This is a genomic window from Pseudomonas sp. MTM4 (genome assembly GCF_019355055.1).
In the GTDB taxonomy this organism is placed as follows: Bacteria; Pseudomonadota; Gammaproteobacteria; order Pseudomonadales; family Pseudomonadaceae; genus Stutzerimonas.
Window position 1 is genome coordinate 3,159,433 of the sequence record NZ_CP048411.1, and the last position, 25,386, is coordinate 3,184,818.

Genomic DNA, 25,386 nt, shown 5'->3' on the forward strand with positions numbered 1-25,386 from the left:
TGCGCGCCCGGCAAATGCAGGGAGTTCTACTCGTCACTCTTCCCGTTCGATAGCTGCAAAAGAACAGCAACGAACTGACCGAACGGGAAAGAAATTCGGGCTTTGCGGCGTTGGGTACCAACAAAAATAACAATGAGTGGAGATCCACATGAAAGGCTCAAAGAAAGCGCTTCTTGCATCAGTACTGGCCCTCGGCGTTTCGGTAGCACAGGCTGCTGATACCCAAATCAAATTCGGCCATGTGGGCGGGCCAGGCTCCCTATTCGAGATAACAGCTAACGAATTCGCTCGGATCGCTAACGAAAAACTGGATGGGTATGAGGTTGTGCCTTACGGCTCCAGTCAGCTCGGTAGCGATTCGCAAATGCTAAACAAGCTCAAGTTAGGCACGCTCGATCTCGCATTGCCCTCCACGGTCATGAGCAGCGTCAGCCCCGAGTTCTCGCTGTTCGAAATGCCGTACCTGATCAAGGATCGGGAACACATGAAGAAGGTTCGCGACGAAGTAGTGCGCGATGTCATGTACACAGCGGCGGAAAAAAGGAACCTGAATATCATTGCCGTGTGGGAAAACGGCAGCCGGCAGATCACCAATAACAGCCGTCCGATCATAGTACCCAAAGATCTCGAAGGGCTAAAGCTAAGAACGCCGAACGGGATCTGGCGCGTTGAAATGTTCAAGGGCTACGGCGCTAATCCTGCGCCCATGGCGCTCTCCGAAGCCTTCGTTGCATTGCAGACCGGCGCGATGGATGGCCAGGAAAACCCGCTCGTCCAGATTTACTCGCAGCGCTTCCATGAGGTTCAACGCTTTCTTTCCTTGTCCAACCATGTCTACACCCCGGCGTTTGTGGTGGCAGGCGCCAGCTGGAAGCGTTTGCCGGAAGAGGTGAGAACAGTGCTGTCGGATGCAGCGATGGAAGTTGAAGACTTTGCTCTAAAGCAAGGCGAGGAGCTCGATAACAGCCTTGTCGAAAAGATGAAAGAGGCTGGCATGGAGGTCAACGAGGTCGACCAGCAAGCGTTTATTGACGGCTCGGATGCAATTTATGCGAAGTTTTCCGAGGAAGTTGATGGCGGCAAAGAAATGCTGGAAAAAGTAAGGCAGCTCCGCGACTGATAGGTGATATCTCCGTTGTGCATGACTTGCTCATCCCGCAAGTCATGCACGGAACAATTGAGGGTCGATATATCAGGAGGAGCTGATGAGCTCTTTTAAAAAAGGTTACTTCAAGCTTCTTGAAGTCATCGTTGTAATCAATATCATCGCGCTGGCAGCGGTTGTTACAATTGGCTTTGTTTCACGCCTGGTCGGTTCGCCCTTTAGCTGGTACGACGAAGTTGCATCCGTAGGATTGGCTTGGCTGACCTATTACGGAGCCGCACTGGCTGCGGCAAAGGGCGCCCACATAGGCTGCCCAAGTGTCATTAATTACTTCTCCCCCAAGGTACGGCTGCCGATTGCACTTATCGCAGAGGCGATCACGATCGGTTTTTTCGTACTGCTCGCATATACCGGCATGCAGGTAGTGACCATTCTCGAAGGCTCAACGCTGGTCAGCCTGACCAACGTTTCGCTGCAGCTTACGCAATCAGTTATCCCGATTGGTGCAGCGATGTTCATTCTTGCCGAGTTATTACGCCTGCCCGATGTCATTGCGAGCGCCAAAGGCGCTGGGTTCGTCGACCATGAACTGGAAGAGCTAGAGGTTGAGCTCGCGAAAAGCTGAGTTCCGAACGACCCCATCGAGCCCGCAGAACCGCGCGCTCAGGAGAATAAAAAATGACGATTCTTTATATGTTTCTTGGCCTTGTCGTGCTCATTCTGATCAATGTGCCTATCGCGGTAGCGCTCGGTCTCATTGGCGCCGCTGCGACCTTCGCCACTTATGGTGTCTCGGCACTTCCCAACATAGGCATGGTGATGTTCGACGGGGCGACCAGCTTCCCGCTGATTGCGATTCCGTTGTTCATCCTGGCCGGTGCCATCATGAATGCTTCAAGCATTTCACGACGCCTCATTGATCTCGCATCAGCGATGCTGGGGTTCATAAAAGGTGGACTGTCGATGGTGACCATTGGCGCCTCTATCTTTTTCGCGGAAATTTCCGGCTCTGCGGTAGCAGGCGTTTCGGCCATTGGTAGCATCATGATTCCGGCGATGAAGAAGAAGGGGTACTCCAAGGAGTATTCGGCGGCTCTTTCATCCTCTGCCGCCAGTCTGGCGATCATCCTGCCACCTTCGATCCCCATGATTCTTTATGCGGTTATGTCTGGGGAATCAGTGGTCAAGATGTTTGTTGCCGGCATTTTTCCAGGGATTCTCGGGGCCTTGGGTTTAGCCGCCATGTGCTACTACTTGGCTAAAAAGAACAACTTTCCATCGGAAGGAAAGTTCCGGGCAGGAAAACTCTGGGAAGCATTCAAAAGCTCCATCTGGGCGTTGTCGATTCCGGTAATTATTCTTGGAGGGATTTTCGGTGGCATTGTAACCGCGACAGAAGGTGCCGCACTGGCGGTCGTTGTTGCCATTTTCATCAGTGCTTTCGTATACCGGGAGTTCACCTTCAAAACTTTCTATAAGGCATGCCTTGATGCAGGTATACAAACTGCAGTGGTCATGCTCCTTGTTGCAAGCTCGGCCGTAGTTGGCCTCTATTTGACCGAGACGCAGCTTCCACAGCAGTTGGCCACCTCAATCAGCGAATGGACCAGCAACAAGTATGTAATCCTGGCGTTGTTGAACGTGATCTTCCTGATACTTGGGGTCTTTCTGCACTCAGCCGCTGCGATAATTCTGGTTGTGCCGATTGTATTGCCGCTGGTTCTTGCGGTTGGCATCGACCCCATTCACTTCGGTTTGATCGTCACGCTTAATTTGGCAATCGGGCAACAAACACCGCCGGTAGCCAGCGTTCTGATCGCTTCCTGCTCGATAGCCAAGTCGGATATTTGGGCAACCAGCCGAACCAATCTCTGGTTCCTCGGCGTGCTCTTCGCAATCCTGATCATGAACACTTACATCCCGGCCGTTGCGATGTCGCTGGTCAACTTTGTGTATGGCAGTTGATAGGCGCTGATGTTTCCAGCCTTCTGCTACCAATACCTGGCGGCAACGAACCGAAGGAATGAGAGAGATGAGTGATCAGAACCAGGGCACCGTTGAATGCCATATCGATCAAGGCGTGGCTTGGGTCGGATTCAATCGCCCCGAAAGCCGCAATGCCATGACCTGGCATATGTACGAATCGCTGGCAGCTATATGCCAACAAGTAGATGCTGACCCGGCGGTGAATGCGGTGATATTCCATGGCCGCGGGGGCGATGCCTTTGTCGCCGGTACGGATATCAAGCAGTTCACCGGTTTCGATGGCGAGCAGGGTGTTGCATATGAGCGCCGTATCGATAGCGCCATCGCCGGCCTGGAAACCATGCGCAAACCTACCATTGCCATGCTCGAAGGGTTCTGTGTCGGTGGTGGCGCGGCCATTGCCTTGGCCTGTGATTTTCGCTACTGCACGCCGTCATTGAAGTTCGGCGTTCCGATTGCCAGGACGCTAGGCAACTGCCTGTCCGTGACCAATGTTTCACGCTTGATGGACTTGATAGGCGTCGCGCGCACCAAGGAAGTGCTCATGGCCGCGAAGTTCATCGAGGCACCCGAAGCAGCCTTGATCGGTTTGGTCAACGAAATCTTCGACGCGGACGCTATCAGGCAGGAAGTCAACAACCGAGCGCAGGCATTCGCCAGTCGAGCTCCGCTGACGGTTCAAGCATCGAAAGAGGTCATCAATCGCGTGCTCGCACATCGACGTGCGGCCGCAGATGCCAGTGACGACTGGGTGCGGGCCTGTTACGGCAGCCAGGATTTCAAGGCAGCGGTCGGCAAGTTCGTTCACAAGACATCCTTTGAATGGACCGGGCGATAGCCTTCCGATCAATTTCCGGCAGTGAGGAATTCCATGCTCCCGTTGAACAATATAAAAATACTCGATGTATCCCAGATCATGGCCGGGCCATACTGCACCATGGTTTTGGGAGACATGGGCGCAGAAGTCATCAAGGTTGAGAAGGCCAACGGCGGCGATGACAGCCGGCAAATGGGCCCATACGTTAATGACGAATCCACCTGTTTCTCCCAGATCAACCGGAACAAGAAGAGCATTTCGCTGAACTTGAAGGATCAGCGGGCCAAGGACGTGTTTTACCGACTGGCCAATGAGGCCGATGTAATCGTGGAGAACTACCGCCCCGGCGTGACTCAGTCTCTGCAAATCGATTACGAGACCATCAAAAAGCTCAATCCGGGCATCATTTACTGCTCCATTTCCGGCTATGGGCAGACCGGCCCATACAGCAACAAGGGTGGTTTCGATCTGGTTGCGCAGGGCATGAGCGGCCTCATGTCGATGACTGGCGAGCCGGGTCGACGCCCTGTAAAAACAGGTATTGCGGTATATGACATAGGCGCGGGGATCACTGCGGTCTATTCCATTCTCGCGGCATACATTCACAAGATGAACACCGGAGAAGGGCAACATATCGATATCGCCATCACCGAATGCGGCTTGCCGTGGTTCAGCTGGGAGGCAGCCGCCTATTTCTCGGAGGGGAGGGTACCGGAGCCAACAGGGTGGCGACACCGAGTCTCCGCGCCTTATCAGGCATTCAAGACCCAAGACGGCTTTCTTATGCTCGGTTGTGCCAACCAGCGGACCTGGGAGCGCTTTTGCCTCGATGTCATAGCACGCCCCGAGCTGATCGATGATCCGCGCTTTGCAACGAATAGTGACCGCGGGCGCAATGTTGAAGTGCTCGAAGCCGTTATCGAAGACATCCTGACCCAACAGAACATGGACCACTGGCTTGAGCTTTGTGATGTGGCTGGCGTCCCGGCAGGCCCGATCAATAACTTCGCCCAAGCCATGGAAGACGAACATTTTCTCGCCCGGGGCATGGTTCAGGAGGTCGATCATCCGGTGATCGGCAAAATGAAAACGATTGGTTTCCCGGCAAAGTTCTCCCGCACGCCTCTGCAGATTCGTCGGCCGGCACCGCTTTTTGCCCAGCATACAGACGAGATCCTTCGCGGCATTGGTATCAGCGAGGAGGAAGTGGGCCGATTAAGGGGGGAGGGTTGCATCAGGTAAGCGTGGATTTTTGTTATTTAACGATGAATTCAAAACGCAAAATACAAAAATAACCAATAGCGAAAGGCTACGGAGATATCCCATGTTGAAGCTCGATTTTCATCCATCTGGCCGCCATTTCCTCCAAATTCCCGGCCCTTCTCCTGTACCGGATCGCATCCTGCGTGCCATGAGCCTGCCGACTATCGACCACCGTGGTCCTGAATTCGGCGCGTTGGGGCTGGAGATACTGGGCAAGATTCAGAAGATTTTCAAAACGGTGCATCCCGTTGTCATTTATCCCGCTTCAGGCACAGGCGCTTGGGAAGCGGCGCTGGTGAATACGCTGTCAGCCGGTGACAAAGTGCTGATGTTCGAGACCGGCCACTTCGCCACGCTATGGGAGAAGATGGCGCGTCGCTTGGGCGTGGAACCGGAGTTTCTCGGGTTGCCAGGGTATGAGGGTTGGCGCGCTGGAGTGCAGGCCGACATGATCGAACGGCGCCTGAGGGAGGACACCGGACACAGCATCAAAGCGGTTTGCGTCGTTCACAACGAGACCTCCACTGGCGTTACCAGCGATATTCCTGCGGTACGACGTGCCATGGATGCGGCGGGGCACCCGGCGCTGTTGATGGTCGATACCATTTCCGGGCTGGCCTGTGCCGATTATCAGCACGACGCCTGGGGTGTCGACGTCACGATTTCAGGGTCGCAGAAGGGCCTGATGTTGCCGCCAGGCATCAGCTTTAACGCGCTGTCAGATAAGGCGCTTCAAGCCAGCCGTCCCTCCCAATTGCCAAAAAGCTTCTGGGCCTGGGACGAAATCGTCGAGGCCAACAAAACTGGCTACTGGCCGTACACACCCAATACCAATCTGCTTTATGGCTTGAACGAAGCGCTGGACATGATCCTGGGGGAAGGCCTGGATAACGTGTTTCTCCGTCATCAGCGCTGGGGGGCGGGAGTGCGCACCGCTGTCGAAGCCTGGGGATTGGAAGTGCAGTGCCTGGACCCTGCCGTCCACTCACCGGTCCTGACCGGCGTCGTAATGCCAGAAGGTGTAGATGCCGATGCGGTTCGCCGGCTGGTTTACGAGCGTTTCGATCTCTCCTTAGGCATGGGGCTCGGCAAGGCCAAGGGAAAGATGTTCCGTATCGGTCACTTGGGTGATTGCAATGACCTGACTCTGATCGCGGCCCTCGGTGGCTGCGAGGCGGGAATGAAGTTATCCGGTGTTGAGTTGAAGGGAAGTGGAGTGTTGGCGGCGCTGAATTACTTTGCCGCTAATCCCCTGCGGACCGCCAACTGACACAGCATAAGCATCGCGGCTTAAGTCGCTCCTGCCGTGGGAGCGGCGCTAGCTGCGAACGGTGCTTTTTGGCGTAAGGCTCGCCACTGCCGCCCTGATGGAAACCGGGAGTTTGTGATGACTTCGTTTACTGAACAAAAATTAAAAGCGCGCAGCGCGCAAGTAGGCCTTGTCTCTGATCTTGCAGCACGCTTGCAGCGAGAGATTGCCGGCGATGTATTTTTCGATAAGGCCTCCCGGGGGCGCTATTCGACGGACGCATCGATCTACCAAGTCATGCCGGTTGGCGTAGTCATCCCGCGCCACCAGCAGGACCTACAGATTGCCTTGGATATCGCGCGTGACGCGAAGATTCCGGTACTCGCGCGGGGAGGCGGAACCAGCCAGTGCGGGCAGACGGTCGGGGAAGCGATCGTGCTGGACACTAGCCGTTGGCTGAACCAGATCGTTGAGTTCGACAAAGAAAGGATGACCGTCGTGGTCGAGCCCGGCCTCGTTCTCGATGATCTCAATCGCTGGCTGAAGCCACATGGGCTCTGGTTTCCGGTTGATGTATCGACAGCTGCGCAATGCACCATTGGAGGAATGGCCGGCAATAACTCCTGTGGGTCGCGATCGATCCGCTACGGCAACATGGTCCATAACGTTCTCAGCATCGACGCGTTACTGGCGGACGGCTCACAAGGCCATTTCGACTATATCGAGAACCTTTCGGCCGGCGGCAGAGTGCAGCGCATCGCTCAGCAACTCCAACAAATTGCCAGCCGCGAAGATGCAAATATCCTCGAGAACTTCCCCAAGGTATTACGCCGTGTCGGCGGTTATAACCTGGATATCTTCAACTGCCAGAACCCGCTGCCCTACGACCGTGACGGCCGTATCAATCTGGCACATCTGTTAATAGGGTCCGAAGGGACCTTGGCACTAACTCAACGCATCAAGCTGAAATTGGCGCCTTTGCCGAAGCAGAAAGTTCTGGGTGTGGTCAACTTCCCTACCTTTTATCAGGCGATGGACATGACCCAGCATATCGTCAAGCTGGAGCCTACGGCTGTCGAACTTGTCGATCGCACCATGATCGACCTGTCGCTTGAGAACCCAGCATTCCGCCCGGTTATTGAAAAAGCGTTAATCGGTGCACCCAAGGCCATTCTACTTGTCGAGTTCGCTGGCGATGACATGCAGGAGTTGCATCAGAAACTTGCCGGTTTGAATGAACTTATGGGCGATCTCGGCCTGCCGGGAAGTGTCGTGGACATGGTCAACGGTGCTGAGCAGACAGCACTTTGGAATGTCCGCAAGGCGGGGTTGAACATCATGATGAGTATGAAAGGCGACGGGAAGCCGGTGTCTTTCATCGAAGACTGTGCAGTCCCGTTGGATGGACTCGCCGAATACACCGATAAACTAACTCAGGTATTTCACAAGTACGGTACTGAGGGTACTTGGTATGCCCACGCCAGCGTAGGAACCTTACACGTACGCCCGATACTGGATATGCGCCGTGACGGCGGAGAGAAGATGCGTGCCATTGCCGAAGAAGCATCGGCTTTGGTCAGGGAATACAAGGGCGCCTTTTCTGGCGAACATGGCGACGGTATTTGCAGAGGCGAGTGGGTGGCCTGGCAGTTCGGCCCGCAGCTCAACGCCGCGTTCACGGAAATAAAGCAGATATTTGATCCGGAAAATCTGCTCAATCCGGGCAAGATCGTCGATACACCTCGTATGGACGATCAGAACTATTTCCGCTTTCCCAAGGACTATCAGGCGATCCCGGTTAAACCAGCACTCGATTGGTCCGGTTGGGATGTATTGCGTGATCCGCTCACTGGAGAGCAAAGTGAGCCTGGGAGCGGTGGTGATCCCACGTCAGGCCTGATCAAAGCAGTGGAAATGTGCAATAACAACGGCCACTGCCGTAAATTCGACGCGGGTACGATGTGCCCGAGCTTCCGCGCCACACGTAATGAACAGCATCTGACCCGCGGCCGCGCCAACACCTTGCGCTTGGCTTTGTCGGGTCAATTAGGGCCGGAAGGGTTAGCCAGTGAAGACGTAAAGGAAGCGCTTGATCTTTGTGTTTCCTGTAAGGGCTGCAAGCGGGAATGTCCAACCGGCGTGGACATGGCCAAAATGAAAATCGAAGCCCGCGTGGCCTGGTCGAAAACGCACCCGATGCCGCTTCGTGAACGCCTTGTAGCCGATATGCCGCAATACGCACCGTACGCCAGTTACTTCTCAGGACTGGTAAGCGCAGTCGAGCGCGTGCCGGCAGTGGCTGACTGGGTCAAGAAGAGCCTGGGGTTGGCTACGCAACGGGCGCTGCCGAGTTTTCAACGCAGCTTCCTCAGCAACGCGGGCGAGGCGCAAGGCAACGCAACACAGACGAAAGAAGTCCTGTTGTTTGTCGATACGTTCAATAACTACCTTGAACCAGCCAACGCCGAAGCCGCCCATCGGGTGCTGGTTGCAGCCGGATATAAAGTCCATTTCAACAAGGCAGCCCGCGAGCGACCACTTTGCTGCGGACGAACCTATCTGGCGTCCGGTCAGGTAGACAAAGCCAAAGCCGAAGCGAAGCGCACACTGGATTTCCTGATGCCATTCGTTGAGCGCGGGGTCAGCATTGTTGGTCTGGAGCCTTCCTGCTTGCTAACCATGCGTGACGAGTTTCTGCATTACGGATACGGCGAACAAGCCAAGGCATTGGCCAACGCCGCTCTGCTGTTCGAAGAGTTCTTGGTTCGCGAGCATGACGCCGGTCGTCTGGACCTGAAGCTGAAGGCGCTGGGTGCGTCCCGGGCGTTGTTGCACGGGCATTGCCACCAAAAAGCATTCGACGCCATGCGACCCGTGGAACAAGTGCTGCGCTGGATTCCCGAGCTGAAGGTCGAAACCATCGAAACGTCATGCTGCGGGATGGCAGGGAGCTTCGGCTACGAAAGCGAGCATTACGAAGTGTCCATGCAAATGGCCGAGATGAAGCTATTACCGGCCATTCGTCAGGCTAAAGCGGAGGATCTAGTGGTTGCAGACGGGACCAGTTGTCGCCACCAGATTCATGACGGTGCAAGCAAGGCGGCCTTGCATGTCGCCAAGGTCCTAGAGCAGGCATTGGCCTGAGCCTGACACGGCAATCGAGGGGGCGTCGGGATTGAGTTGTACTGCAACTGAAGCCTGAGGCGCTGAGGGACGGTAATGGAAAGAGACTTTTTTTACCTACCCAGCGCCTTCCATCGCAGCAGCAAATAGCTCGCTGCGAGATTTCAACAAGCTTTAAGCCACACCCGAAAGATTTTCAGCTTCAAGCTTGTGATTCAAATGTTCTCGAAGAATATCACCGAGCCTTTTGCTGTCGCGTTCCTGCAAGGCTTTAATCATTTCTTCATGGTCGTTCACTGCTTTCTGCCAAAACTCAGGGCTCATCTCTGCAGTGAAACGAAACCGTTTGATCCGTTGACTCAGATTGTTATACATCTCTAACAGTACAGCGTTACCTGAGGCGGCAAGAATACGCTCATGGATTTGTCGGTTGGCTTGGAAGTAAGCCTGCAAATCTTGGCGATTAAAATAATCAAGCATCTGTCTGTGGAGCTCGATAATGGTCGATAACTCATCTTCTGTTATACGGCGACAGGCCGCTTCGCCCGCAAGGCCTTCCAATGCGCCCATTACATCGTAGGTGTGCTGCACATCACTTAAACTGAGGCGGCTTACCCGCGCTCCTCGATTGGGGAGTATTTCTATCAATCCTTCGGAAGTGAGGACCTTCAGCGCCTCACGAAGTGGCGTCCGTGAGATTCCGAACTTGTCGCAAAGCTGTTTTTCGGAGATTTTCTCTCCTGCGGTAAGTACTCCATGCTCAATTAATTCTCGGATTCTGTCAGCCGCTTCCTGGTAAAGGATTCGGTGTTGAATTTTTTCCATAGTGGTCTCGCGAATAGAGTGCGGTTCGTTTGGCATTATATTAGACGTTAACTTAAGTTCGTCCCGTTACTATTTTTTGTGGCCGTCGTGCCTGAGGCGATACCTAACGTTAAAAATAATATCCAACCAATACACAGGCTGCGCAACGGTGCGCTTACTTATTTCAATAGCAGAAAATTACAGGAATTGCATTAAGAATTCGATCTGAGGCAAGATGATTTCAGCCAGGCTAGTTGGCGTCCGGCAAAAATCATTCAAAGCATTAATCGTCACACCGTTCCGGCGCGTTCAAATCCTGCATTAAGTATTTATCGAAAACTTGGAGGCACTAATGGCAGGCAAGGTTTTTCGTTCCAGCGTGAAAATTACCCGAGCCCAGGCTCGGCGGATTCTGGATGCAGCATTTTCTCAGGCGAGGTTGCAGGACATGGACCCGTTGACGGCGTTTGTCATGGATGGAGGTGGAAATCTGATTGCCGCCGAACGGGAGGATGGCTGCGCGCCGTTGAGACTTCCGGTGGCGCGCGGTAAGGCGTTCGCCGCGCTCGGGAATGGCGCATCCAGCCGGACGATAGGCGAGCGAAACGATCTCCGTCCGGCCTTCCTCGCCTCGGTCGCGGCTGCGTCTGATGGCACCTTCATTCCGGTGCCGGGCGGCGTTCTGATTCTCGACGCGAATGACGAAGTGATCGGCGCTGTGGGTGTGAGCGGCGCCTCCTCGGATGAAGATGAGCAGGTGGCTATCGTGGGTATCGAGGCTGCGGGCTTCAAGGTCGGCCTCGCACCCAAATAGGCCAGGGGAGCAATGTGAATGCGCCAACTATGGGCTGCGTTCGCCTCTTTCACTCAGGTGCCGTTCGGGGTTATCCGGCGAATAGCGGAAGGAACGATGGACGAAAATGCGGTTCCGGGAACCCGAGCTGCATGCATTAAGGCAGCTCCAGCCCACCGCCCGCCTTGTGCAAGGTACGTAAATGATCGCCGATCTGCGCCAGATTGGCTTCCACGTTTTCCAGCTCGAGCCGGCGTTCCTTGCCCAACAGCAAGCGGACTTCCGCGTTCAGTGTCTCGGTGAGCTGCAGCAGCCGTGCCTGGCGTTGGCTGCTTTCCTGCTCCAGCCGCGTCCATTCGCTGGCCTGTGGCAGGCCGTAGCCGTTGCCATCGAGCAGCTCGGCCGGGCGGCTCAGGTAGCCGCTGTTGGCAAGGATGCCTTGCAGCGTATCGTCAGCCTTGGCCAGGCTTTCATCGCCGCGTTCGCGGCCGCTCAGGTAGCGCTGTTTCAGTTCTTCCTGTGCCAGCAGCAGGTGTCGGCGCAGCGCCGCCTGTTCGACTAGTAGCAGAGCGGCGCTAGCGCGCAGGTCGGCTTGGGCGATCCAGGGGCGGCGTTGCTCGGCGCTGAGCTCCAGCCATTGCTCTACGCTGGTCTGCGGCAAGTCCAGCCGTTCGCGCAGCACCACGAACATGGCCTGATACCGGTCGCGGTAGGAGTCGAAGCGATAACCCAGACGCAGCGCCTCGCGCGGGTCGTCGAGCACGCTGGCATCGGCCAGACCACGATTGATCAGGATCTCCAGCAATCCGCTGGGCAGGATGCTGTCCAGCGCGTCGAATTCGGGACGGGCCGTTCCGCTGCGCAGCAACTTGAGGGTTTCCACCGCGCAGTTGTTGGACAGGAAGTAGTAGTCGCCGTCATAACTCCAATGCATCTCGGCGCTGCGCTCGACCAGCATGTCGATCTCGCGACGCTCCAGCTTCAGCGGAATCGAGGCGAGGCTGCGCAGCTCGACCTTCGTGTACTCATCGATCACCTGGCCCAGCGGCAGGACGAACAGGCGCGATGGGTAGACGCCGGTCAGACCATCCCAGCTGGATAGCTGCACATCACCGACGAAGGCGCGGAAAGAAAGCACTAGATGGTGATCGAGATCTAGCCGGCAATCTGGCCCGCGTGGACGGCCCGGCGCGCAGATCACCAGGCGCAGCATGCTGTGGCCCCAGCGGCTGACCCAGGCGTCATTGGCTTCGGCAAACAGATAGTCGACTTCATAGACGCGCTCCGGATCGAGTTCGATCAGCGGCGTGCGCGCAAAGTCGTGACCGGCGTTGAGGATCGGTAAGCCGCTCGCGCATTCATCCCCGTCTTCTGGCTGCCAGCCGAAATGGTCGCGGAAATAGCGATGCAGCGAAGGGCGGCGGCAGGCGTAACTGGGGTCCAGCAGGAAGTACTCGAGATTCACCGCGACGAATTCAAGGGGATTGGTCAGCTCGTAGAGATCCGGGCTACGGGCGGCCTGGGCATTGCTGACTTCCCGTTCGCCGCGTTGGCCGACGCGCTGGGGCCAGCCCGCCAGATCGAGCAGGCGTGGGTCGTCGCTGAGGGTGAAACGGCGTTCGGTCTGTCCGCGACAGGCATCCGGCAATCCCACCAAGCCGAGGCTGGCGGCGCGCTGGCTACAAAAAGCCAACTGCCGATGGCCCTCCGGCGACCAGAGCCGGGCGCGATCGTAGAGGTGGGTGATTTCGTGAACCAGCGTGGCCAGCAGCTCGCGGCGCACGGTGCCATGCGGGCGGCTGGTGCGTTGCGTGGCGGCGGCGCCATCGCTCAGCGCCGGCAGCAGACGGCGGTTGAGCAGCAGCAGATCGCCGCCGGCACTTCCGTAGACGTCGTGCGTCAGCCCATCGTGCCAGCGGACGCGTACGTCCCGGTCGAGGTGCTCGACCATCCGCGGTGGCAATGCCGCCATGGCTTCATTCAGTAACTGCTGACTGGCTGCCCACTCGGCCGGGTGCAGGTCGCGGTCATCCAGTGTCAGGCGCAGGTCGGCCTGAGCAACATTAGCGAACGCGGTGAGCGCAACGGCCATCCACCAGGCGCGAGATGATTTCACTGCGCGAGGATGAGTTCAGCCAGTGTCTGGTCGCTGGCTTGTCGAGCTTCGGGAAATGCGCTGCGTAGCCCGCCGAATGCCGCTTCCAGACGAGCACCGCGAATCTCGCCGCCGCTGGCGACGAAGCCGGCGGCGTCGTCACGCGCTTCGCTGACGACTTTCATGTCGCTGATGCGGCTGGTCACATCCGAGGTGAAGTTGATGCTGCGATCCAGCGCGTTGACGAGAATGTTGCTGGTGGCGACCAGCGTCTGCGCCTGTGCACCGCCGACGAACAGAACCAGTGCGAGCGGCACGGCGATCAGCTTGAAGTTCATAAGGGTTCTCGTAAAACGGGGTGGGTCATTGGACGAGGATTGCCTCGGCCAGTTCAAGGTCGCTTGCGGCTAGCTGCGGGTGGGTTTCACGCAGCCAACGCAGCGCCGATTCCAGCCGCGCTCCGCGGATCTCGCCATCGCTGGCGACGAATCGAGCGGCTTCGTCTCTGGAGTCGAGGATTAGCTTGTTGTCGAACGGGGCGCTGGTCACCTGGGTGGCGACATAGGTAGAAGCGACGCTGCTGGCAAGAAGGCTATCGAAGGCCTGCGCGCTGCCGCAAAGGCAACAGCCGGCCAATACAAGGTAAAGCGAACGCATGCGGATCCTGATGCCGAAAAAACAGCCTCATAGGCTAGCGAAACGCTAGCCCCGGGGCTAGCGCACGCTTGCTATAAAGCTCTGCGTCAGAGCGCCAGGATGGCGCTGGCCAGCTGCAGATCGCTGGCTTCGATGCCCGGCCGCTCACTGCGGATGTGTTTCAGCGCGGCTTCCAGCTGAGCACCACGCGCCTCGCCATTGCTGGCCACGAAACGGGCCGCATCGTCCCGCGCGTCGCGTACCAGCTTGTCGTCGCCCAGGTTCGAGGTGATGTCGGAGGTGCCTTCGACAGTGTTGACCAGCGAGGCGCCGATCGCATCGATGGTCCCGGTGACGCTGCCGGCGTAGGCCGTTCCGGTGACCAGGCAGGCAGCGGCGGCAACTGACAATAGATATTTGTTCATACACTTCTCCAGAGCTGAGCAACTTCGACCCGTGGCCGGGCGATGCCGTTCAGCTTATGCCGCAAGGTGTTATCAGAGAAGTGTGACGTTAACGCCAGAACGGCTTGCTCAGCTCGTCCATGCGCTCGCTGTGGCTGATGCCGACGTCGGATAGCTGGTGATCGTCCAGCGCTGCCAGATGGCGTCGGGTGCGCGCGCGTTGTTGCCAGAGCCGCAACAGTTGCAACAATCGGCGAAGCGGTGCCGTGCTAATACGGAGGGTGAGCATGCGGGGCAGTACGCGCTCCATGTGCCTCTCCTTCCCGCCGTTTCGCGGGGATGGGTTATGGGCAAATAGAGTCGCTTGCCGCGCTGTTGCGTAACAGTCACAGGCGTTGTGGATTGTGCCGGTCCAGTTGCGAGTGGAAGCGAACTGTATGGCTGGTATTCCAGCGGAACTGTTCGTCGAAACGGGACCTGCTTGGCCTGGTTCAGCCCGTAGCGGATGACGAGCTGATCATTTCGATCGGGCGTATCTCGAACTCACGCGTCAGGAAATCCATGCGCTGTTCGTGGAAGCGACGCATGTGCGGCAGCGCACTGTGCGCCTGGAGATGTTCGGACGATTGCCAGACCTCGTAGAAGATGAACAGCGTCGGGTCTTCGCTATCGCGCAGCATGTGGTATTCGATGCAGCCGTCTTCGGCCCGGCTCGCGGCGACGTAGCTGCTGAACAGCCCTTCGAACTCGTCGGCTTTTTCCGGTCGCGTGTAGGCGTGGAGGATGAAGGCACAGGTGTCGCTCATGAGTTTTACTCCGTAAGGGCAGTGGCTGGTTGCAAACGCTACCGCATGAGCCGACCAAGCATTCGTGATTTTCAGTCAATTCGTTTTTGTTGAAAAGGCTCTGTTTCGGCGGGTTAGTAATCGTTAGGCTGCTCGCCATTCGTAACTGATCAGGTCAACCTGTCTATGAAAAACGTATTGCTGCTCAATGGCGGAAAACAGTTCGCCCACTCGGATGGCCGCTACAACGCCACCCTTCACGAAACCGCGTTGAGCTTTCTTGATCGTGCCGGCTTCGACGTCAAGGAAACTCAGATCGATGCCGGCTATGACCTGGCCGAGGAAGTCGCCAAGTTTCTCTGGGCCGACGTGATCATCTACCAGATGCCCGGCTGGTGGATGGGCGCCCCCTGGACCGTGAAGAAGTACCTCGACGAGGTGTTCACCGAAGGGCATGGCAGTCTCTACGCCAACGACGGTCGCACGCGCTCCGATGCGTCGCAGAAGTATGGCAGCGGCGGTTTGTTGCAGGGCAAGCAGTACATGATCTCGGCGACCTGGAATGCACCGCAGCAGGCTTTCGACGACCCGACCGATTTCTTCGAAGGCAAGGGCGTCGATGCGGTGTATTTCCCTTTTCACAAGGCTAACGAGTTCCTCGGCATGAGCGGCCTGCCAACCTTTCTCTGCGTCGACGTGATGAAGCGGCCTTCGATCGAGGCCGACACCCTGCGCTACGAAGCGCATCTAGCGCAGGTCTTCGGTCTCTAACGTCTAGAAAAACAAAACCCCTCGCGGCGATGCCGAGAGGGGTTCTGGTGGCGCAGGGTGCGGTTATTCCACAGCTTTGACCATGTCCTCGACGACCTTCTTGGCATCGCCGAAGACCATCATGGTCTTGTCCATGTAGAACAGCTCGTTATCCAGACCGGCGTAACCGCTGGCCATGGAGCGCTTGTTGACGATGACCGTCTTGGCCTTGTACGCCTCCAGGATCGGCATGCCGGCGATGGGCGACTTGGGATCGTTTTTCGCCGCCGGGTTGACCACGTCGTTGGCGCCGAGCACCAGCACCACATCGGCCTGGCCGAATTCGGAGTTGATGTCGTCCATCTCGAACACCATCTCGTACGGCACTTCGGCCTCGGCCAGCAGCACGTTCATGTGCCCGGGCATGCGGCCGGCAACCGGGTGGATCGCGTACTTCACGGTCACGCCCATATGCGTCAGCTTTTCGGCCAGCTCCATCAGCGCATGCTGCGCGCGAGCCACCGCCAGGCCGTAGCCGGGGACGATGATCACGGTGTCGGCGTTCGACAGCAGGAAGGCAGCGTCATCGCTGGAGCCGGATTTGACCGGACGCTGCTCCTTGCTGCCCGTGGCCGGGCCGGCATCCGCGTCGCCGCCGAAGCCGCCGAGGATGACGTTGAAGAACGAACGGTTCATCGCCTTGCACATGATGTACGAGAGGATCGCGCCGCTCGAACCCACCAGGGAACCGGCAATGATCAGCATCGAGTTGTTCAGCGAGAAGCCGATACCGGCCGCCGCCCAGCCAGAGTAGCTGTTGAGCATCGAGACCACCACCGGCATGTCGGCGCCGCCGATGGGGATGATGATCAGCACGCCGATCACGAAGGCCAGCGCCACCAGAATCATGAACGCGGTGAAATTGCCGCTGAAGGTGTAGATCAGGCCCAGCACCAGAATCGCCACGCCGACGGCGAGGTTGATCTTGTGCTGGTTGGGGAACGACACCGGCGCGCCCTGGAACAGGCGGAACTTGTACTTGCCGGACAGCTTGCCGAAGGCGATCACCGAGCCGGAGAAGGTGATGGCGCCGATGGCTGCACCGAGGAACAGTTCCAGACGGTTACCGGCCGGGATCGGATAACCGATGGCCTGGACGATACCCAGCGACTGCGGCTCGAGCACCGCGGCGATAGCGATAAACACCGCGGCCAGCCCGATCATGCTGTGCATGAAGGCGACCAGCTCGGGCATCTTGGTCATTTCGACGCGCTTGGCCATCAGCGTACCGATGGTGCCGCCGATCAACAGGCCGAGGACGATGAAGCCCAGACCGCCCCAGGGGCTTGCGCTCTCGACCAGCTGATCGCCAAGCTTGAACACTAGGAAGACCGTAGTGACCACGGCGATGCCCATGCCGATCATGCCGAACAGGTTGCCGCGGCGCGAGGTGGTGGGGTGCGACAGGCCTTTAAGGGCCTGGATGAAACTCACCGAGGCGACGAGGTAGAGCAGGGTGATCAGGTTCATGCTCATGGCTTGACCTCCGCCTTGGTGCTGCCCGCAACGGAAGCGCGCTCTTTCTTCTTGAACATTTCCAGCATGCGGCGGGTGACCAGGAAGCCGCCGAATACGTTCACGGCAGCCAGGGTCACGGCCAGGGTGCCCATCAGCTTGCCCATCGGGGTGACGGTCAGAGCAGCGGCCAGCATGGCGCCAACGATGATGATCGCCGAAATGGCGTTGGTCACCGCCATCAGCGGCGTGTGCAGCGCGGGGGTGACGTTCCAGACCACGTGGTAGCCGACGTAGATCGCCAGCACAAAGATGATCAGGTTGTAGATGCCATCAGAAATCATGTCCATGTTCGGGCTCCCTTAACCGTTGGTCCGCACGACCTGGCCGTCGCGGCACATCAGGCACGCGGCGACGATGTCGTCTTCAAGATTGAGCTGGAACTTGGCTTCGCCATCGATCACCAGCTTGAGGAAGTCCAGCAGGTTGCGTGCGTATAGCGCCGAGGCATCCGCCGGCACGAGGGTCGCCAAGTTGGTGTAGCCAACCAGGGTCACGCCGTGCTTGACCACCACCTGATCGGCTTCGGTCAATGGACAGTTGCCGCCCTGAGAGGCGGCGAGGTCGATCACCACCGAGCCAGGCTTCATCTGCTGCACGGTTTCTTCCTGCAACAGCGTCGGCGCCTTGCGGCCCGGAATCAGCGCAGTGGTGATGATGATGTCGGCCTGCTTGGCGCGCTCGTGTACGGCCTGCGCCTGGCGTGCCATCCACGAAGCGGGCATCGGCCGGGCATAACCGCCGACACCTTCGGCGCACTCGCGCTCTTCATCGGTCTCGCACGGCACATCGACGAACTTGGCACCCAGCGACTCGATCTGCTCCTTCACTGCCGGACGCACGTCCGAGGCTTCGATCACTGCGCCCAGGCGCTTGGCCGTGGCGATGGCCTGCAGACCGGCGACGCCGGCACCGAGGATCAGCACCCGTGCGGCCTTCACCGTACCGGCGGCGGTCATCAGCATCGGCATGAAGCGCGGGTAGTGATGCGCGCCAACCAGCACCGCCTTGTAACCGGCAATGTTGGCCTGCGAAGACAGCACGTCGAGGCTCTGCGCGCGCGAGGTGCGCGGCGCGGCTTCCAGGGCGAACGCGGTGATGCCGCGTTCGGCCATGCGTGCGATGTTTTCATTGTCGAAGGGATTGAGCATGCCGACCAGAACCGTACCGGGCTGCATCTGCGCCAGTTCGGTATCGCTCGGTGCGTTTACCTTCAGCAGGATCTCTGCTGCGAACGCCGCAGCGGCATCGGCGATGGTTGCGCCTGCCGCTTCGTAGGCACTGTCCGGGACGCTGGCTTGTAAGCCTGCACCGCTCTGCACAGTGACCTGATGCCCTTGGCCGATCAGCTTCTTGACGGTTTCCGGTGTCGCGGCGACGCGCGTTTCACCGGGCCTGGTTTCGAGAGGAACACCAATGTGCATTGTTCTTGTTCTCCTGCTTGATCGTAACCAGCAGCTCAGCTCGGGAGCCGGTTATTGGCCGCTGGTGGTCTGTTCGTCCGGCCACTGCGTATGGCGGTCGGGCGTTCGTAACGGCTAACGGGCCCCTGCACTGCTGGTTGGGCCTGCTGCGGCGCAGCATTCTGCTATCGCCGAGAAAATCAAACAACTGTTTTAAATAAGCGATTGCTTTTGACGTAATGGTCAATGCATGACCATCAGTTCGTCGGGCACCGCTGCAGACGGCGCCACCCATGGCGTTACGGCTGACATGAGGTTGTAGCGCGGCGGCGCGGAAGGGCGAATCATGAATGACCCACCATTGACGCGGTATTCGTCATCGGTGCCGGGCATCTTCGACCGGGCGGAGGCGACGGTGTTCGCACGGCTTGCGATTAAAGTTCTGTCAGCGTTGCGCTGAAAGCGCAGCCGGCGAGATTGTCAGACTTTGCCGCTGAGCCCGTCGATGGTGCTTTCGTACTGCATTGCTATGCCGTTGTGCTTGGGTGTCACCGGGCGTTCGGACTGTTGCTGCGCTTACCTGAAGCAGACGCCAAGGCTTTGCAGTTCCTCGCGTTGTGCCTGATCGAAGCGCGCCAGAGCGTTGCACGCATCGGCGTAAGGGGCGGAGGCAGGTTCGAATGGCGTCGTGGCGATGGATGCCTGCGAAGGCAGAGGCAGCGATTCCGTCGCGCTTTGCGTGCGACCATGCAGGATCAATTGGAATGTACGGCCATCGCGTGCCAAGAGAACGCGGTCGTGAGCGATTGCCTGCAGCCGAAAACCGCCTGGTAGGAATTGGCCGATCCGTGCGGCCATGGGTTCCTGTCCCTGATTACTCACCAGTGCAGTGGAGCGGGCCATATCGGAACTGGCGAAAATGCCTAGAAGCTGTAGCTGCAAGGGAGCGTCGGCTGATGCAGTACCGATCATGGCCAGCATCGCCGCGGTACGGAAAAAAGCAGGGAAGAATGGCATCTGGTTGTCGGCCCGGTCGCTAGGCGACCGGGCCTTTTCACTCAGGGCTGGATAGCCAGCCGCAGCAGCGGCTGCAGGTTGCGGTTCTGCAGCAGCGGCAGCAGGAGGTTGTCGTTGCGACTGATGCCCTGCCACTTCTGGTTGCCACCATTGGTGCAGTTGTAGGTGATGAGCGTGCCACGGCCTTCGCTGAGGAAGCCGTTCTTCAGATCCAGGCAGCGGGACTCGCGCTTGACCTGCGGCAGCGCGGCGAGATTCCAGCTCTGTGCATCGGCATTGCTGTCGCATTCGCTCAAGCCGACTTCGCTGCTGCCGCCGCGGTCGGTGAGGCACAGATGCGGGTTCTGGGTATTGCGAATGCGGCCATTGGCGTCCGTCAGCCAGGTCTCGGCAGCCTCACCTTTGCACTGGGCTGCGGCGATAATGACTGGTGTGATCACGCCACCAACGCTCTCGGCCCGCAGGCAGTTGTTGTTCACCTTCATGGCTTGTGCCGGCGGCAACAGCGGGTCGCTGCGCAGGCCCAACTGCTCGATGAAGCCGAGCAGCGCCTTCTCCACTGCCGGATCAGCGGCCTTCAGCTGAGCCTGGTAGGCGTCCATCCAGCGGTTCAGGCGCAGGGCCTTCTGCTGCAGGCCGCGATAGCGCTCAAGCTGCGCGCGGGCCGGAGCGGAGAGTTCCGCCGCGTGTTGTGCATAGCTGTCGTAAAGCACCTTGGCCTGGCCGTTCAGGGTCGGTACCGCCTGGTTCTGCAATTTGAGCAGGGCCTGTTCCAGTTCGGGTAGTTCGATGCGACGCAGGGCCTGGTAGCCTGCCTCGCGACCGATGATGACCGGCGGTTCGATGGCAGGCAGATTCTGCGGGAAGCTGACTCGGTGCAGTTCCCGCGCCGTGCCGCCGGCTGCCTGGCAGTGCAGGCTGGCCTGCTGCGGGTTTTCATCAGCGGCCACTTGCACGTGCAGTTTATTGGCGTTGCCTTGCATGCGGTTGGGCGCCAGGGCGATGCGCTGGTTGCGTCCGCCGGCATAGTCGACGCTCAGCCAGCATTGGGCTGCCGTGGCGTCAGCGGTGGGTTGCGGCAGATCGAAGACGTTGCCCCAGTTGCTGCGCGCCGGTGGGTAGAGCAGGCCGACCCCGTTCACCGGGTCGTAGCCGCCGAGCAGGGTGAAGACAGTGATGCCCTGGCGGCGAGGTTTGGGGAAGTTGCCGGCGACGCCGTTGTACCAGACCTGGTTGGACGCCGGTTGCTTCGGCTGGAAGTTCTCCATCTTCCGGGTCGTTGCGTTCCACTTGCGGTAGCCGGTGGGCGAGCCAACGGCGAGCACGGCCTTGTCGAGCGACGGCTGGATTTTCAGGTGGGTGCTGTAGCCCGTGTAGTGGGTGTAGCGCGACAGGCTGCTGCCGGGCCAGCCACCGGACATGGAATCCCAGTTGTAGTTGTACTGTTTCTGGAACTGAGGCACCTCGGCGGGCTTGTACTTTGCCCAGTCCAGGTTGGCGCGCATGCGCTGGCGATGACCGATGTAGCCCCAGCCGCTGTCAGCGTGATGGCGGTCCCAGAGGTTCTTCGGTTCCACGTTCTGGCCCGGGTAGTGGCCCAGCCCATAATGGTGGCCGATTTCATGACTGAATTCGTTACCCACCGAGTCGATCAACGTGAGGATGCTGTTGCCGCCGCTCAGCCCGTGGTTGACCTGGCCGTTCTGATAGACGCCGCGCGCATGGTGCACCACCACGCTCTGGGTAACTTGTGGCTGCTGCTGGCTCTGCATGCTGGAGCTAGTGACGCCCCAGTTGGCCAGGTTGATGCCCACGCTGAAGGTGGACTTGGCGGTGTTCTCGCGCATGTCGCCGGCATAGACGCTGCCTTCGACGGCGCTGGCCGTGTCGTAGATGGTGCCGCTGGCGACCATCACCTTTTGCAGGATCACTTCGTCGTACTTGGCCACGATCAAGCGAGAGACGGGCACGGTCTGGAAGTAGTCGGTACCGGCCCGGGCCGGCTCCAGCAGCATGTAATGGCCGTTGCTGCGCGGCGGCTCGGTGAGCAGGCCCAGGCGCACATTGTTGATCACCAGTTCGGCCGGCGCGGCAATGTCGATCGCATCGCCGGCGAGCACGCCGTTGCGGCCACGATCGTCACTGATGGACAGGCTCATCCCCGGCTTGACCCAATCCCAGGGCAGCACGGCCGACCAGGCGCGCCGTGAATAGCGCACGTCGGGACGCGCGTCGCTGGCGTTGCGATCAGCTTCAGGCAGCTCGTCGGGATGGCGCAGGGTGACGGCGGGTTTGGTCTGGCCGTCGACCGTGACGCTCAGGGTCAGGCCGCGTACCTCGCCCTGGTCCGGATCGGGTGTGACCAGCAGCAGGGCTTCGCGTTCGCTGGTGAGCATGGGCATGTTCTTCGCGGCATTGCCCGAAGGGTCCACCGAATGGTTCTGGACGAACTGCACCATGGCGGGCAGGTTGCCGCTCAGGTCGTTACGCACGGCGCGTGGCTTGCCGCTGGCGTCGATGTCGTAGAAGCCCTCGGCACTGATTTCGTCGCGAACCGCGCCGCTGGGTTCGGGAAAGGCGGGCGCGGGCGCAGTGGTTTCCCCATCCGGCTGGGGTTGCGGATCGAGCGGCGGTACGACGGGCGGCTTCTCCGGCTCCGGCTCCGGCAGCGTCTCGTCCGGCTGCGGCTCTTCAGGAATACTGGTAGCCGGGGGCGTTTCGGTGTGGTTCGGTTTCTTGCTGCCGCCACCTTCATCGAGACAGCCGGACAAGGAGAGGGAAAGCAAAGCCAATAGCAACAAACGTTGATTTTTCATGCCGACACAAGCGAAGTGGAAAAATCCATTTTCAGCAATACGTCAACTTTTTGTCGGACGCTCTTCGCAAAATTCTCAGACTTTTCCGCTACTTAGCTGCCATCTTGACTGCGTGAGACGATGAAAGCGCCGTTTTTCGGCAGTTCTGGCGGAATAGTGTCAAGTGCCTGACGCGCAAGTTCTTTGCTTGGGTAATCGCCATAGGTCAGCGAATACCATGGTCCGCCCTGCCTCTGGCCTTGGAGCAACCGCAGTGGCTGTTCGGGATGGCGTTCGACCAACGCTCGCATCCGCTCGGAATTGCTGCCAGCGACCAGCTGAATAGTGTGGCTCTGGTGTGTTTCTGCGGGCTTGATGTCGATGATTGCCGGCGTGGGTGGCGCCAGTTGCAATGCCGGTTGTGGTGGTATCGCAAGCGCCCGAGGGGCTTCATCCGGTGCTGGCTGGGCGCGCAAGTCCAGCTCTGGCTGCGTGCCGCTTCGGTCGAAGAGCCTGCGCGGATCATCTGGCAGCGAACTGCCACTGAAGGCTTCGCTCCGGCTGAGGCCGTGCATCTCCTGGTATTTACCCAGGCTGAGGCTGCTCAACCCGGCGCCATCGCGGGTGACGCTTGGGCGCAGGAAGACCATCAGGTTGCGCTTGACCCGGCTATCGCGACTGGAGCGGAACAGCCGGCCCAGCAGAGGAATGTCCCCCAGCAGCGGCACTTTGCTCATGCTCTGGGTGACGTCGTCCTGGATCAGACCGCCCAGCACGATCACCTGGCCGTCGTCGGCGAGGATGGTGCTCTTTATGGAGCGCTTGTTGGTGATCACATCCGCCACCTGGATGCCGGTGGGGGCGTTTACCAGGGTCGAAATTTCCTGCTCGATCTCCAGGCGCAGGGTCGAGCCATCGTTGATGTGCGGGGTGATTTTCAGCGAGACGCCAATATCCTCGCGCTCGATGGTGGTGAAGGGGTTGCTGGCGCCGTCGCTGGTGGTGGTATAGGAGCCGGTCTGAAAGGGTACGTTCTGGCCGACCAGGATCTCCGCCGGCTGGTTGTCCAGGGTCAGCAGCGTCGGGGTGGATAGCAGGTTGCTTTTGCCGGTGGCCGACAGCGCCGTGATCAAGGCGCCGAAGTTGTCGTTGCCCACGCCCACGATGGCGCCGTTGGGCAGCGCGCCGGCCAGCCGACTCGGATCTTCCGAGCCGAGGGCGCCGAGCAGGGTACCGATGGATAGCCCGGTATTGCTGAAGTTTACGCCGCCGAGGCCGCCGTTTCGCCCGTCGATGGCCCACTGCACGCCCAGGGCTTCACTGACATCTCCGGACATCTCGATGATCGCCGCCTCCACCAGAACCTGGGCGCGCGGGACGTCCAGCTGGCGTACCAGGTCCTCCAGTGCGCCGAGCATGTCCGGCTCGGCGAGGATCACCAGGGCATTGAGGCTTTCGTCGGCGCGGATCATGACCTGGCGCGGTCGGGTGTTGCCGCTGGCATCCGGCTCGACCATGCTTTCGGCCAGTTCGCCGAGCGTGGTGGCGAGGTTCTTGGCATCGCCGTAACGCAGGCGGATCACCCGCGTGTTGGACGAGCGCGAGCTCGGTGTGTCGAGGGACTGGACCAGTTGTAGCAACCTGGCCCGGGCTTGTGGTGGGCCCAGCAGGATGAGCCGGTTGGCGCGGTGGTCGGCGATCACTTGGGTGGCGTCGGTCTGTCCGTGTTTCAACGACTCGCCAAGCACCTGTGCGGCATCGCGCACCCAGATATGGCGCAGCTCATAGATGCTGTAATCGCGCTGCTGGCGGCTATCGAGCTGACGCAGGACGTCTTCGATGCGGGCGATGTTGGCCGGCCGGTCGCTGACGATCAGGCTATTGGCCGAAGGCACAGCGGCAAGATGCCCATAACCGGCCACCAACGGGCGGATCAGCGCCGCCAGTTCGCCGACCGAGCCATGCTGCACCTGCAGCACGCGTGTCTCCAGGTTGCCGCCGCTGCCGGCTTCCGCCCTGGCCTCCACGTTGGGGACGATGGCGGTCTGCGCGCCCTGTGGCAGTACAGCGAAACCGTGAGTAGCCATCACCGAGAGGAATAGCTGATAAAGCTCGGCCAGGCTCAGAGGCTCTTGAGCGATCACCGTGACCTGGCCCTTGACCCGCGGATCGACGACGAAGGTCTGACCGCCGATGCTGGAAACCTGCTCGATGAAGTCACGGATGTCCGTGTCCCGCATATTGATCGTCCAGCGCTCCTCGCTGCTTTCGGCAGCCGGATTTGCCGCAATGACCAGCGACGGGATGCAGATGGATGCCAGGCAGCTGGCGGCGATCAGCCCCGTCAGCAGCACCTTGTTCGTTCGCCTGGTCAGGCTCATGGCCGTTGCTCTCCCGGGACGCGCCGCAGCCATACGCTTTCCAGCCGGCCGGCATGCGCCAGCTGCACGTGATCATGGTGGATGGCCGACAGCCTCATCCCGGGCATTACTTCGTCACCCTGAAGGAGGCGTCGAGGGCGATCGTTGTCCACAATGATCAAAGCACTGGAACGGCTCGGGTCGGAATGCACGAAGCTGGCGCGCAGCCGTAAACGTTGTTCGTTGGCGCGGGCAGACTCGCTCTTTGCACCGAACAGGCGATCCATTGCCGGGTTCATATCAACAGAATGGCGTTCGGGAATCGCGACAGGAGCGGGAATGAAGGCGGGTTGCGTCAGCCAGTCCCTTAATTCGAGAGCCTGCCAGGTGAAGCTGGCGATGGCTGCCAGTGCGATAGCCACCGGT

Annotated in this window: 23 protein-coding genes; 9 read left to right on the plus strand and 14 right to left on the minus strand. The window is 59.2% G+C overall.

All coding sequences use genetic code 11. The annotated features are described in order from the left end of the window. The first annotated feature begins 148 nt into the window (after positions 1 to 148). From GYM54_RS14625 to GYM54_RS14655, 7 genes are all read left to right on the plus strand, one after another. Positions 149 to 1,120: a TRAP transporter substrate-binding protein gene (locus GYM54_RS14625; RefSeq protein ID WP_197444818.1), complete on the plus strand. Its 972-nt coding sequence runs from the start codon at positions 149 to 151 to the stop codon at positions 1,118 to 1,120. Between the two features lie 85 nt (positions 1,121 to 1,205). After that, complete coding sequence (locus GYM54_RS14630; protein ID WP_131649279.1) at positions 1,206 to 1,730, plus strand: TRAP transporter small permease; 525 nt, start codon at positions 1,206 to 1,208, stop codon at positions 1,728 to 1,730. 53 nt (positions 1,731 to 1,783) lie between these two features. Beyond that, complete coding sequence (locus GYM54_RS14635; RefSeq protein ID WP_181099290.1) at positions 1,784 to 3,070, plus strand: TRAP transporter large permease; 1,287 nt, start codon at positions 1,784 to 1,786, stop codon at positions 3,068 to 3,070. Between the two features lie 67 nt (positions 3,071 to 3,137). Continuing rightward, complete coding sequence (locus GYM54_RS14640; protein ID WP_131649281.1) at positions 3,138 to 3,929, plus strand: enoyl-CoA hydratase/isomerase family protein; 792 nt, start codon at positions 3,138 to 3,140, stop codon at positions 3,927 to 3,929. 33 nt (positions 3,930 to 3,962) lie between these two features. After that, a complete protein-coding gene (locus tag GYM54_RS14645; RefSeq protein WP_131649283.1) occupies positions 3,963 to 5,150 on the plus strand; it encodes a CaiB/BaiF CoA-transferase family protein in 1,188 nt (395 codons plus the stop codon). Positions 5,151 to 5,160: 10 nt separating this feature from the next. Further along, entirely contained in the window at positions 5,161 to 6,441 is a 1,281-nt protein-coding gene (locus tag GYM54_RS14650; RefSeq protein WP_231752150.1) for an alanine--glyoxylate aminotransferase family protein, read from the plus strand. A 117-nt stretch (positions 6,442 to 6,558) separates the two neighbouring features. Then, positions 6,559 to 9,564 carry an FAD-binding and (Fe-S)-binding domain-containing protein gene (locus GYM54_RS14655; RefSeq protein WP_131649285.1) on the plus strand — a complete coding sequence of 1,002 codons (3,006 nt, stop codon included), beginning with the start codon at positions 6,559 to 6,561 and terminating at the stop codon, positions 9,562 to 9,564. A 153-nt stretch (positions 9,565 to 9,717) separates the two neighbouring features. Here the strand turns inward: GYM54_RS14655 and GYM54_RS14660 are convergent, their stop codons facing one another. Further along, complete coding sequence (locus tag GYM54_RS14660; RefSeq protein WP_131649287.1) at positions 9,718 to 10,368, minus strand: GntR family transcriptional regulator; 651 nt, start codon at positions 10,366 to 10,368, stop codon at positions 9,718 to 9,720. A 331-nt stretch (positions 10,369 to 10,699) separates the two neighbouring features. On the opposite strand from GYM54_RS14660, the gene GYM54_RS14665 reads away from it, so the two are divergent. Next, complete coding sequence (locus tag GYM54_RS14665; RefSeq protein WP_131649289.1) at positions 10,700 to 11,161, plus strand: heme-binding protein; 462 nt, start codon at positions 10,700 to 10,702, stop codon at positions 11,159 to 11,161. A 136-nt stretch (positions 11,162 to 11,297) separates the two neighbouring features. On the opposite strand, the gene GYM54_RS14670 is transcribed toward GYM54_RS14665, so the two are convergent. From GYM54_RS14670 to GYM54_RS14695, 6 genes are all read right to left on the minus strand, one after another. Beyond that, positions 11,298 to 13,232: a DUF4105 domain-containing protein gene (locus GYM54_RS14670; protein WP_197444820.1), complete on the minus strand. Its 1,935-nt coding sequence runs from the start codon at positions 13,230 to 13,232 to the stop codon at positions 11,298 to 11,300. Positions 13,233 to 13,252: 20 nt separating this feature from the next. After that, entirely contained in the window at positions 13,253 to 13,573 is a 321-nt protein-coding gene (locus GYM54_RS14675; RefSeq protein ID WP_131649291.1) for a DUF2388 domain-containing protein, read from the minus strand. 25 nt (positions 13,574 to 13,598) lie between these two features. Continuing rightward, positions 13,599 to 13,892, minus strand: a complete 294-nt coding sequence (locus GYM54_RS14680) for a DUF2388 domain-containing protein (protein WP_131649292.1) — start codon at positions 13,890 to 13,892, stop codon at positions 13,599 to 13,601. Between the two features lie 86 nt (positions 13,893 to 13,978). Then, on the minus strand, positions 13,979 to 14,296 hold the full coding sequence (locus tag GYM54_RS14685) for a DUF2388 domain-containing protein (RefSeq protein ID WP_131649293.1): 318 nt from the start codon (positions 14,294 to 14,296) through the stop codon (positions 13,979 to 13,981). 88 nt (positions 14,297 to 14,384) lie between these two features. Next, the gene (locus GYM54_RS14690; protein WP_131649294.1) at positions 14,385 to 14,585 is read right to left on the minus strand and encodes a DUF1127 domain-containing protein; all 201 of its coding nucleotides are present in this window, start codon (positions 14,583 to 14,585) and stop codon (positions 14,385 to 14,387) included. Between the two features lie 181 nt (positions 14,586 to 14,766). Beyond that, on the minus strand, positions 14,767 to 15,081 hold the full coding sequence (locus GYM54_RS14695) for a putative quinol monooxygenase (RefSeq protein ID WP_131649295.1): 315 nt from the start codon (positions 15,079 to 15,081) through the stop codon (positions 14,767 to 14,769). Positions 15,082 to 15,246: 165 nt separating this feature from the next. Here GYM54_RS14695 and GYM54_RS14700 point away from each other — a divergent pair, with 165 nt between their 5' ends. Next, positions 15,247 to 15,831, plus strand: coding sequence for an NAD(P)H-dependent oxidoreductase (locus GYM54_RS14700; protein ID WP_131649296.1), 585 nt, complete (start codon positions 15,247 to 15,249; stop codon positions 15,829 to 15,831). A gap of 63 nt (positions 15,832 to 15,894) precedes the next feature. Here the strand turns inward: GYM54_RS14700 and GYM54_RS14705 are convergent, their stop codons facing one another. The 7 genes from GYM54_RS14705 to GYM54_RS14735 all read right to left on the minus strand — a co-directional run bounded on the left by GYM54_RS14705 (position 15,895) and on the right by GYM54_RS14735 (position 25,382). Then, positions 15,895 to 17,346: an NAD(P)(+) transhydrogenase (Re/Si-specific) subunit beta gene (locus GYM54_RS14705; protein WP_131649297.1), complete on the minus strand. Its 1,452-nt coding sequence runs from the start codon at positions 17,344 to 17,346 to the stop codon at positions 15,895 to 15,897. Next, the gene (locus GYM54_RS14710; RefSeq protein ID WP_131649298.1) at positions 17,343 to 17,675 is read right to left on the minus strand and encodes an NAD(P) transhydrogenase subunit alpha; all 333 of its coding nucleotides are present in this window, start codon (positions 17,673 to 17,675) and stop codon (positions 17,343 to 17,345) included. The genes GYM54_RS14705 and GYM54_RS14710 overlap by 4 nt, the downstream gene beginning before the upstream one ends. Positions 17,676 to 17,687: 12 nt before the next feature. Further along, complete coding sequence (locus GYM54_RS14715; RefSeq protein ID WP_131649299.1) at positions 17,688 to 18,809, minus strand: Re/Si-specific NAD(P)(+) transhydrogenase subunit alpha; 1,122 nt, start codon at positions 18,807 to 18,809, stop codon at positions 17,688 to 17,690. 555 nt (positions 18,810 to 19,364) lie between these two features. Continuing rightward, entirely contained in the window at positions 19,365 to 19,940 is a 576-nt protein-coding gene (locus tag GYM54_RS14720) for a type II secretion system protein N (RefSeq protein ID WP_165914212.1), read from the minus strand. After that, positions 19,847 to 22,621, minus strand: a complete 2,775-nt coding sequence (locus tag GYM54_RS14725) for a M66 family metalloprotease (protein ID WP_131649301.1) — start codon at positions 22,619 to 22,621, stop codon at positions 19,847 to 19,849. Before GYM54_RS14725 ends, GYM54_RS14720 begins: the two co-directional genes overlap by 94 nt. 92 nt (positions 22,622 to 22,713) lie before the next feature. Beyond that, on the minus strand, positions 22,714 to 24,981 hold the full coding sequence (gspD, locus tag GYM54_RS14730) for a type II secretion system secretin GspD (protein ID WP_131649302.1): 2,268 nt from the start codon (positions 24,979 to 24,981) through the stop codon (positions 22,714 to 22,716). Continuing rightward, positions 24,978 to 25,382 (minus strand): type II secretion system protein N, encoded by a 405-nt coding sequence (locus GYM54_RS14735; protein WP_165914213.1) that lies wholly within the window; start codon positions 25,380 to 25,382, stop codon positions 24,978 to 24,980. Before GYM54_RS14735 ends, gspD begins: the two co-directional genes overlap by 4 nt. Between the last annotated feature and the right edge of the window lie 4 nt (positions 25,383 to 25,386).